This is a genomic window from Enterobacter sp. 342 (assembly GCF_036663495.1).
Lineage (GTDB): Bacteria > Pseudomonadota > Gammaproteobacteria > Enterobacterales > Enterobacteriaceae > Enterobacter.
The window spans coordinates 1-8811 of record NZ_JAWUEI010000062.1; the positions used below are offsets into that span (position 1 = coordinate 1).

Here is an 8811-nt window from a genome sequence, read left to right on the forward strand (position 1 = left end):
AGCCTAGATTGACATGCGCGATGCAACCCTTAACTTGCTTGCACCTATCGTTTCCATGCTAGCTTTATCGTAACGCTCAAGAAATTGGGCTTAATGCCGAAAACAATAAAATAAAACAGCCAACCCTTGAGGTTCTTATGCGCCAGAATTTACCAGTGACGGGTCGAAACTTAGAACTCCCAAAAGATGCCAATATTCTTTCGACTACCTCCCCTCAAAGCCATATCACGTACGTTAATCCTGACTTCATTAAAATCAGTGGTTTCACTGAGGAAGAACTATTAGGCCAGCCTCACAACATCGTAAGACACCCAGATATGCCGCCTGCTGCATTTGAGCATATGTGGAGTACATTAAAATCTGGCCGCTCATGGATGGGGCTAGTAAAAAATCGCTGTAAAAATGGCGACCACTATTGGGTAAGTGCTTATGTAACGCCAATAGCTAAGAATGGTTCGATTGTTGAATACCAGTCTGTAAGGACCAAGCCTGAACCTGAGCAGGTTTTGGCTGCGGAAAAATTATATGCTCAATTGAGAAGCGGGAAGGCCGCGAGGCCGAAATTGGCTGCTAGCTTTTCCGTGAAAATACTCTTGCTCATATGGGGTAGTATTATATCAAGCGCAATGGCTGCCGGCATGCTTACTGATACATCAATAAGCAGCTTATTGTTAGCCACTTTAATGTCAGGAAGCTTAAGCTCTGTTAGTGTTTTGGCTATTCTCTCTCCTCTTGGAAGACTGGTTGAAAGAGCCAGGAATATTTCCAATAACCCATTAAGTCAATCCCTCTACACTGGGCGCACCGATGAGTTTGGCCAAATAGAGTTTGCTTTACGAATGATGCAAGCTGAAACAGGCGCCATAGTAGGTCGCATAGGTGATGCATCAAATCGGCTTAGCGAACACACCCGAGGCCTACTAAAGGATATTGAGTCAAGCAATGTACTTACAGTTGAGCAGCAGGCAGAGACAGATCAAATAGCAACGGCAGTAAACCAAATGGTGGCAAGCATTCAAGAGGTTGCGAGCAATGCACAGCATGCTGCAGATGCGGCCGGAAGAGCAGACACTGAGGCGGCATCTGGCCAGCGTCTGGTAGCCCACACAAGCCAGTCAATCACTGCCCTTGAAGGTGAAATTAGGCAAGCCGCTCAGGTTATTCATGAGCTTGAAGGTCAAAGTAACGAGATATCAAAAGTTCTTGACGTTATACGAGGGATCGCCGAGCAAACGAATTTGTTGGCACTCAACGCAACAATTGAGGCCGCGCGTGCTGGTGAGCAGGGGCGTGGTTTTGCTGTTGTCGCCGATGAGGTTCGCAGTCTTGCTGCTCGCACACAGCAATCGACAACGGATATTCAAAGCATGATCAGCGCTCTACAAGAGCGAGCGCAATCCGCTGTTACAGTCATGGAGCAAAGTAGTCGGCAAGCGCACACGAGTGTAGCTCACGCAGAGGAAGCAGCTACAGCTCTTGATGGAATTGGCCAACGCGTTAACGAAATTACCGACATGAACGCGCAAATAGCGACTGCGGTCGAGCAGCAGGGAGCAGTAAGTGAAGACATAAACCGCAGTATTATCAATATACGCGATGCTGCTGATACCAATGTACAGACCGGGCAGAATAATTTGCAAAGTGCGAAATCTGTCGCTCAGTTAACTAGCGCTCTGAGCGAACTGGCAAAACAGTTTTGGGAAAAACGAGGATAACGCTTTTCAGTATCTCGACAGGGATAACTTACTTTACCATCGGTTATCCCTTTTAGCCGCACAAATTTTAGCCATGGCTTTTCAGGAAGTCAGGGCTATCAGAATGGCCTTAGAAAGCCTAAATAACTGATCCTAATTGTGATACACCCGCTTTAGTCCATGCTTGCCGCCCGGAAACGGTGCGGCAGTGTCCATAAAGTAGTAAACCTGCTCCAGTAAATCATCCATGTTTTTGCACTGATGATTCCGGGTTATCGTTTCGTGCAGTGCATGCCACAGTTTTTCAATTTTGTTATGCCATGGGCTATAAACCGGCAAGAACAGTAACTTGAACTTTGGGTTGTCACTCAGCCACTTCTGCGTTTTTTTGCTCTTGTGGATGATGTAATTATCCACGATTAACCGAATGCTCTTAGCCCGACGATATTGGCCTTTAAGCTTTTCCAGCAACTCAATAAATAAGTCACTGGTCTTGCGCTCGCCACCTACATAAACGATTTGCCCTGTCTGGCCGTGTAATGCTCCCGCCAGATAATGTTTCTTGTTCTGTCCTGGTGTTGCTACCTTACGCTGTTCGCCACGGAGCCCCCAATCTGCACCGATTTTAGGATTCAGATGGATATCCACTTCATCCTGGTAAAACACCGGGTGGTCAACACTGTTATCTGCCAGCGCCTCCCGGATAGCCGCCAGTTTCTCCTTTTTATCCGGGTCTTGGATATAAAGCGTTGGCGCAGCTCGCCGCCAGACAATTCCTGCTTTGGGCAACCAGCGTCTGATTGTTGAACTGTGGATCTGAATGTTGCATAACTTGTTCAGTAACAGCGCAAACAACTCAGTACTCCAGCGTGAACGCTGATATCCAAGCGTCCTTGGCGTGTACTTCAGCAATATTTTCAGCACGCCACAGATAAAATCCCGATTCTGCCTAACGGGGCGACCAACGCCTTTAGTTTTTAGACCATCAACACCGGCAACGTCATACCATTTCAACCAGCGGTTAAGCGATGAGCGGCCAGCTTGCAGTAGGCTCGCAACCTCTGACTTGGTTTTACCTTTCAACACCAGCAAGACGGCATTCGCACGGCGGCAAAGGTCTCTATCTCGTGTTTTATGAATAATTTTCTTTAACCTGCGCGTTTCAGCGCCGTACAAAAATGCTATTTTGTTCATACTCAATGCGTTTGTGGGTTTGGTTTGTTTGACGACTGATCTGATCGCGCAAACCGCATTGAGTTCCCTTACCTGAGTGATCTACTATTTCGCACAGTTATTTAGTGACAAGCCCGGAGTGGTTGAAGGTCTAAAACAAAGAATAAGGGCTTACAACTTTAGTAAACAAAGGACGTCATCAATAGCAGTGATATAAAAAGTTATCTTTGCCGCCCCGATAAGGCTTTACGGGGCGACTAAGTCTCACCCAACCGACAATTCCGATAGTTTCAGAATAAGCTTTGAGTTTTCTAAGATTGGAATTACTACACCACAGCACGTACTCGAGATACTACAAATAGCTTTTTGGTAGGACCGATACCGAATAAATATCCATAATACATCAGGAGAAACTTTTTTTAATTTTCTGTAACCGGTCATAAATCAGTGGCGGATAATTTGCATGATATTCACCACACTCTGGGCAATGCTCTTGTTTTAGGTACGCTTGATTGTCGAGATCTTGATAAGGAAAAACGCTGAAGAGAAGTTCGTGCTGCATAAGCGTTTTATAAAAACTCTTATGATAAGGTGCAATCTCGCTGTCTTTGATTTTGTCGAAATATAGGTCAACGCTGTTCAAAATGCTCATAATTTCTTTAACCCCGTCGAACCTTAAAATGTCGTCATCTTTGTAAATATCAACATCTAAGCTCTCTAGATCCTCAATGAAACATTTAATCGCTCGCCGGGAATGCAAAAGGATCATTTGCGACTTGCCATCAATCATCTTTTCCTGATCGTAGCTAAAATTTTTAATGTTTCTTTCGACGAACATATAAAGTTCGTGAAGCTGATTCAACTCGTGCCTCAGTTGCTCCTTCGTATATTCCTTTTCGATTTGCTGATGGAGGATGCCATTAGCGTCAATCTGAGCTTTTAACACCAGAAAGAGAAGCACTGAACCCAGAATTTGTACAAATGGGCTTGAAATACCTCCAAGAACATCTCCTATTTCGCCATAACCTTTCAAATATTGCAGCGGAAGAAGAGGTGCAAACAAAGGGATAAGCAGGCAAGCCGCACCACCAATGACTATGACCCAGAAAGCTATTTTGGTAACAGGAGAGTTATAGATATTCATTTTTACACCTTTTCAGAATTTTCTTTTCTGTACGCGCTAGGAGTTTTGCCAATTTTTTTCTTAAACAACTTTTGAAAGTGTTCATGTGCCGGATACCCAATGGCTTCACTCACTTCGGGAACAGACTTACCGGATTCTTTAAGCAGCTGCTTTGCTTTTTCAAGCCGACAATAGGTTAAATAATCAAGAGGTGTCATGCCTGACAGCTCCTTAAATTTGACGCTGTAGTTCGTACGCGACATCCCCGCAATCCCGGCGAGATCGTCAAGACCCCATTTTTTATCGAGACTATGATGAATAGCTTCCAAGGTTTTGCTGAGTTGCGGATTTTCGATCAGTTTGAAGAATCCAGCATTTTTATTGGATTTGTACATGTGGATTCTTAACGCTTGCACGAAGATAATTTCGGTCAGCTTTCTGACTAACGTGTTGCTTCCAGGAAGCCCTGATTTTGCTTCCTGCTCTATAATACTTAAAAGCATGGCAAGCCAAGGCGAGTGGGAGTTATCAGCACTCTTGATATGCACGACATTTGGCAGCGAATTTAAGAATGGATGATCGGGTCCGCCATTAAAACAAAAATGTCCGCAAACGACGTTGGCTTTGAGCTTGCTCTGATCACCGTATTCCAAAACTTGAGCTTCGGTGAGGTTGGCTTTAGCTCTAAATTCGACCGCAGGCTCGGCCTTGATTTTTGGTGCACTGGCCATGGTGTGCTCCATCCCTTTGAAAAAGATCAAAATATCGCCCTGCTCCGCCAATGCTTTAAGTTTAAGTTTTGGCACCTCATACCAAAACTCGCCATGAGTCACGATGTGAAATCTCGCTAGATTCTCTTCCTGCGGGAGGCTGATGCCCCAGTCTCCCGCAAATGAGGTTCTATACCAGTAGCTGCTAGTAAGCTCTACCTTATCTAAAATTTCACTGAGAACATCCATATATAGCTCCTACGTAAACTGTCCAATAGGTCATGTTATACGAACTATTGAACATATTATATCTATTTTACATGCTGTAAAGTCAGTCTAATCAGTAAGTGGATGAAAACTAAGGAGGCTTTATGAAACTAGATTATGTGATCGTTGCCGGAGGGTGTTTTTGGGGTCTCGAAGACCTCCTTAGGAGTCTGGACGGTGTGACGTCAACGAAGGTGGGCTACTCTGGCGGAGATTTTGATGATCCTACCTACGCCGATATTATAACAGGGAAAACGGGGCACGCCGAAGCGGTTCGCGTGGAATACGACCAAGACGAAATATCTCTCGAAGAGATTCTACATTACTTTTTCAAAATCCATGATCCGACTACGAAGAATCGCCAAGGAAATGATGTTGGCACTTCGTATCGCTCGGCAGCGTTCTATCGTGACGATGCACAGAAAGCGATTATCGAAAACGTGATTGATGAGGTCAATGAGATCGGTCGCTTCGAGAATGAAGTGGTCACGACCGTCACCCTGGAAAAAGAATTCTACGACGCTGAGGCATATCACCAAAACTATTTGCAGAGGAATCCCAGCGGATACTCTTGCCATTTTGAAAGAGACTAAATCATGAACCAAATGAACGAGGAAAAAATGAAAGCACTTAAGAATGTTGTTATTTATACGAAAGACCATTGTCCATTTTGCGCACGCGTGAAGAATTACCTAACTGCTGAAAAGGTCGATTTCAAACAAATTCGCGTAGACGACGATCCGAAGACTTACCTGGAGTTGAAGGAAAGAACAAATCTCCAAACTGTACCGCAAGTTTTTGTGGATGGAGAATTCATTGGTAGTGCTACAGACTTCTTCTCGTGGATTGATAGCTAAAGAGTGAACCCTAAAATAAAGGAGCAAATATATGTTCAATTGGAAAAGCATTTACAACTACCTGGATAACGGCACTCCCGCGCCTCCCAAAAAAGTAGAAAAGAGCGAGGAAGAGTGGAAAGAAATTCTGACGCCAGCGCAATTTCGGGTCATGCGGATGAAAGGCACCGAACGCGCGCACACCGGAGAACTCTGTTCATTTTATGAAGCTGGAAGGTACGCCTGTGTGGGCTGCGACACCGAACTCTTTGACTCGAACCTAAAGTTCGATTCGGGAACGGGATGGCCGAGTTTTTCTGAGCCAGTCGCAGACAACGTAATTCAATATGAACTGGATACGACCTTCGGGCGCAGAATCGAAGTGCTATGCAATGTGTGCGAAGCCCATCTGGGGCACGCTTTTCCAGACGGTCCTGAGCCATCAGGGGTCCGATTCTGTATTAACTCGGAGTCATTGAAGTTTGTAGAATAATTTTTAAATCGAGGGGGTTTATGAAAGTGAACCTTTTGAAAAAAGGAGCCGTTCGTGTTGATTAAGCTGTTCGGTCATAAAGACTGCCATAAAACCAAGATTTACCATTCGTACTTGCAAGAAAAAGGGAGCCAGTTTGTTTTTTTGGATGTTCATGAAGACGACGCGGCTGCTGATGAACTGTGCTCCCTCTATTCGAACGGAAAGCTGAATTTCCCGACAATAGTGGTTGGGACAAAGAAGCTGAGAAACCCCAAGTTCAAGGACCTTGACAGGTGGTTGGAAGCTTCAATGAAATAATGAGTTTTTTAGAATTATTAATAACTTAATAAGCAGTAAGATCAATGATTACAGCAATTTTCCGCAGTTGTGTTACCAAGAAACATGCTGCGGAGTTTTAGCAAAGATACTTCATCAAGCTGGTGTTGGAAAACGTGGTCTTATCGTCGTTTGCACGGCGTGAGGAATGGGAGTGGCTTCAATTTTTGAAAGTTAGGTGAAAAATATGTCGGATCTAAAAATGAATAAAGAAGACGGTGTTGAAAGCTATGAATTTGCAACCCCTGAAGCAATCGAAGAAGCATTGAAAATCGGGAAGCTTAGTCAAACGGTTTTCGGCATGGGTTGCTTTTGGGGACCGGATTCTAATTTTGGAGGGACGCAGGGAGTAGTGCAAACACGTGTTGGCTACGCTGGAGCATCAACTCTGGATCCGAGTTACCGCAACATCAACGGACACGCCGAAGTCGTCAGAGTGATCTACGATAAAGACCAAATCAGCTACAGGGAACTTCTTGGAAGTTTTGAATCATGGTCTGTTCATGGTAGAAAGCAGGGCCAGTATCGCCAGATACTTTTTGTTTTTGATCTGGAGCAAAAACAAGTAGCTGAAGAACTGATTCAAGCGATTGGAAAGGAGAAATCTCCCGAGGTGATTGAGGCCGGAGAACAAAATGGTTATTTTTGGCCCGTCGAAGATTACCATCAAAAGCATCGTCTTCGCAGAAACAAACAGCTTGTAAGTCTTGCAGAAGTAGATTTCGGTCCTCGCTGGGATGAACATCTGTATTTTACTAAATTAAATAGTACCGATAGAAAAGGCTTCAGTCTCTCAAGCTGGCTAAAAAAGTTGTCTCCGGAAATGCAGAAAGCTTACCGAATCGGTTAATCTGAAATTGCAGCTGGCTAAAGAACTCTATTTTCTATATGTAAAGAATGTGACGATCTCCTTCACATGGAGTCCAAGAGAGCATAAAAAATCTGTGTAAGTCGCATTACCCATGTATTTGAAAGGAATAAATAATGCCAATATCAGACCAGCTTATCGACCGAAGCAAGACCTCAGTTTTTATGAGGTCTTGAGATCAGCGCAGCATGAACAGATCTCTTACAGTGTGGCGAACACACTGGTTTGATTGCGGCCTTGGGTTTTAGCTTTGTATAACATCTGATCGGCGACTTCGAGCAACTGCTTTTTGTCGTCAAATAAATCAGCGCTGGCCAAACCTATGCTGACCGTTAATTGTCGTAATAACCACTCATGGTTAGCCACTACCAGCCTTAACTTTTCCAGTGTTTTATTTGCGGACGCTGTGTCTGTGCCTGGCAGGATCAGCACAAACTCTTCACCACCATAACGGGCGAAAAAGTCATAGTTCCTGCTATGGCGCTGAAACAGAGCCGCGACTTGACTCAGTGCCTCATCTCCTGCGGCATGACCATAGCTGTCGTTAAAACTCTTAAAGTGATCAATATCAATCAATGCCAGTACAAAAGATTGTCCTGTTCTTTGCCAGCGAGCAAATTCAGCTTCAAACTTGAGGTCAAAAGCTCTTCTGTTGTTCACCCCTGTCAGCGCATCCGTCATGCTGGTATTATGTAATTGTTCGCCGACTTTTTTCAGCTCCAGTATGGCGATCACTTGTCTGGACAGAGCCTGCAAAGAGCTTATCTGCCGCTGGTTCAGCTGCTTAGGAACATGATCATAGACACAAATAGTACCAATCACTGCACCTTCGGGATCAATCAGCGGCGAGCCAGCATAAAATCGGTAGCCAGGTCCTGAAATCACCATAGCATTGGTACTGAATCTGTGATCTAAAGTAGCGTCAGGGACCACCATTACCGCATCAGGTGTTTCCATTGCATACACGCAAAAGGACTCTTTAATTAATACAGAGGTACGCGAAATACCAACTTTTGCAATTAGATTCAGCTTTGTGTCATCGGTTCGCGTCACCATAGCCACTGGTGCATCACAGATATAACACGCCAGTTCAGTGATATCCCGCAGGTTCTGATCTGCTTCAGCAGGTGCTTTTAGTGTGGTTTCTGCACTAGCTGTTTGAGCTAAACTAAAGGTCATGTACTTCTCCGTTTTTCTACTGCATTTTTCAAAGATCCTGCATAGAAAAATGAATTAAATCGTTGATTTAACTCTAAATAGCTGTTCCGAATAGTAGATCACCGGAGGAAGGGAACTCAGTCCAGTTTGTGCGATCTGATTAGTCGCTAA

The 8811-nt window shown here is 44.4% G+C and carries 10 protein-coding genes; 6 read left to right on the top strand and 4 right to left on the bottom strand.

Annotated elements, in window-relative coordinates; genetic code table 11:
- Nucleotides 1-137 precede the first annotated feature (137 nt).
- On the top strand, nucleotides 138-1715 hold the full coding sequence (locus V6E55_RS24270; protein WP_316944063.1) for a methyl-accepting chemotaxis protein: 1578 nt from the start codon (nucleotides 138-140) through the stop codon (nucleotides 1713-1715).
- Between the two features lie 132 nt (nucleotides 1716-1847).
- Here the strand turns inward: V6E55_RS24270 and V6E55_RS24275 are convergent, their stop codons facing one another.
- The 3 genes from V6E55_RS24275 to V6E55_RS24285 all read right to left on the bottom strand — a co-directional run bounded on the left by V6E55_RS24275 (nucleotide 1848) and on the right by V6E55_RS24285 (nucleotide 4949).
- Nucleotides 1848-2888, bottom strand: a complete 1041-nt coding sequence (locus tag V6E55_RS24275) for an IS630 family transposase (protein WP_163136448.1) — start codon at nucleotides 2886-2888, stop codon at nucleotides 1848-1850.
- Between the two features lie 382 nt (nucleotides 2889-3270).
- Nucleotides 3271-4011, bottom strand: coding sequence for a hypothetical protein (locus tag V6E55_RS24280; protein ID WP_316936916.1), 741 nt, complete (start codon nucleotides 4009-4011; stop codon nucleotides 3271-3273).
- Between the two features lie 2 nt (nucleotides 4012-4013).
- Nucleotides 4014-4949 (bottom strand): AraC family transcriptional regulator, encoded by a 936-nt coding sequence (locus V6E55_RS24285; RefSeq protein ID WP_002123001.1) that lies wholly within the window; start codon nucleotides 4947-4949, stop codon nucleotides 4014-4016.
- 122 nt (nucleotides 4950-5071) lie between these two features.
- Here V6E55_RS24285 and msrA point away from each other — a divergent pair, with 122 nt between their 5' ends.
- The 5 genes from msrA (at nucleotide 5072) to V6E55_RS24310 (ending at nucleotide 7464) form a co-directional block, all read left to right on the top strand.
- Nucleotides 5072-5560, top strand: a complete 489-nt coding sequence (msrA, locus tag V6E55_RS24290) for a peptide-methionine (S)-S-oxide reductase MsrA (RefSeq protein ID WP_069785042.1) — start codon at nucleotides 5072-5074, stop codon at nucleotides 5558-5560.
- Between the two features lie 3 nt (nucleotides 5561-5563).
- Entirely contained in the window at nucleotides 5564-5824 is a 261-nt protein-coding gene (locus V6E55_RS24295; RefSeq protein WP_005403706.1) for a glutaredoxin, read from the top strand.
- 31 nt (nucleotides 5825-5855) lie between these two features.
- Nucleotides 5856-6296 (top strand): peptide-methionine (R)-S-oxide reductase MsrB, encoded by a 441-nt coding sequence (gene msrB, locus V6E55_RS24300; protein ID WP_005403705.1) that lies wholly within the window; start codon nucleotides 5856-5858, stop codon nucleotides 6294-6296.
- A 54-nt stretch (nucleotides 6297-6350) separates the two neighbouring features.
- Nucleotides 6351-6596, top strand: a complete 246-nt coding sequence (locus tag V6E55_RS24305) for a glutaredoxin family protein (RefSeq protein ID WP_011711656.1) — start codon at nucleotides 6351-6353, stop codon at nucleotides 6594-6596.
- Nucleotides 6597-6816: 220 nt separating this feature from the next.
- A complete protein-coding gene (locus V6E55_RS24310; RefSeq protein ID WP_277108390.1) occupies nucleotides 6817-7464 on the top strand; it encodes a peptide-methionine (S)-S-oxide reductase MsrA in 648 nt (215 codons plus the stop codon).
- A 219-nt stretch (nucleotides 7465-7683) separates the two neighbouring features.
- Here the strand turns inward: V6E55_RS24310 and V6E55_RS24315 are convergent, their stop codons facing one another.
- Nucleotides 7684-8661, bottom strand: coding sequence for a sensor domain-containing diguanylate cyclase (locus V6E55_RS24315; RefSeq protein WP_002119794.1), 978 nt, complete (start codon nucleotides 8659-8661; stop codon nucleotides 7684-7686).
- Between the last annotated feature and the right edge of the window lie 150 nt (nucleotides 8662-8811).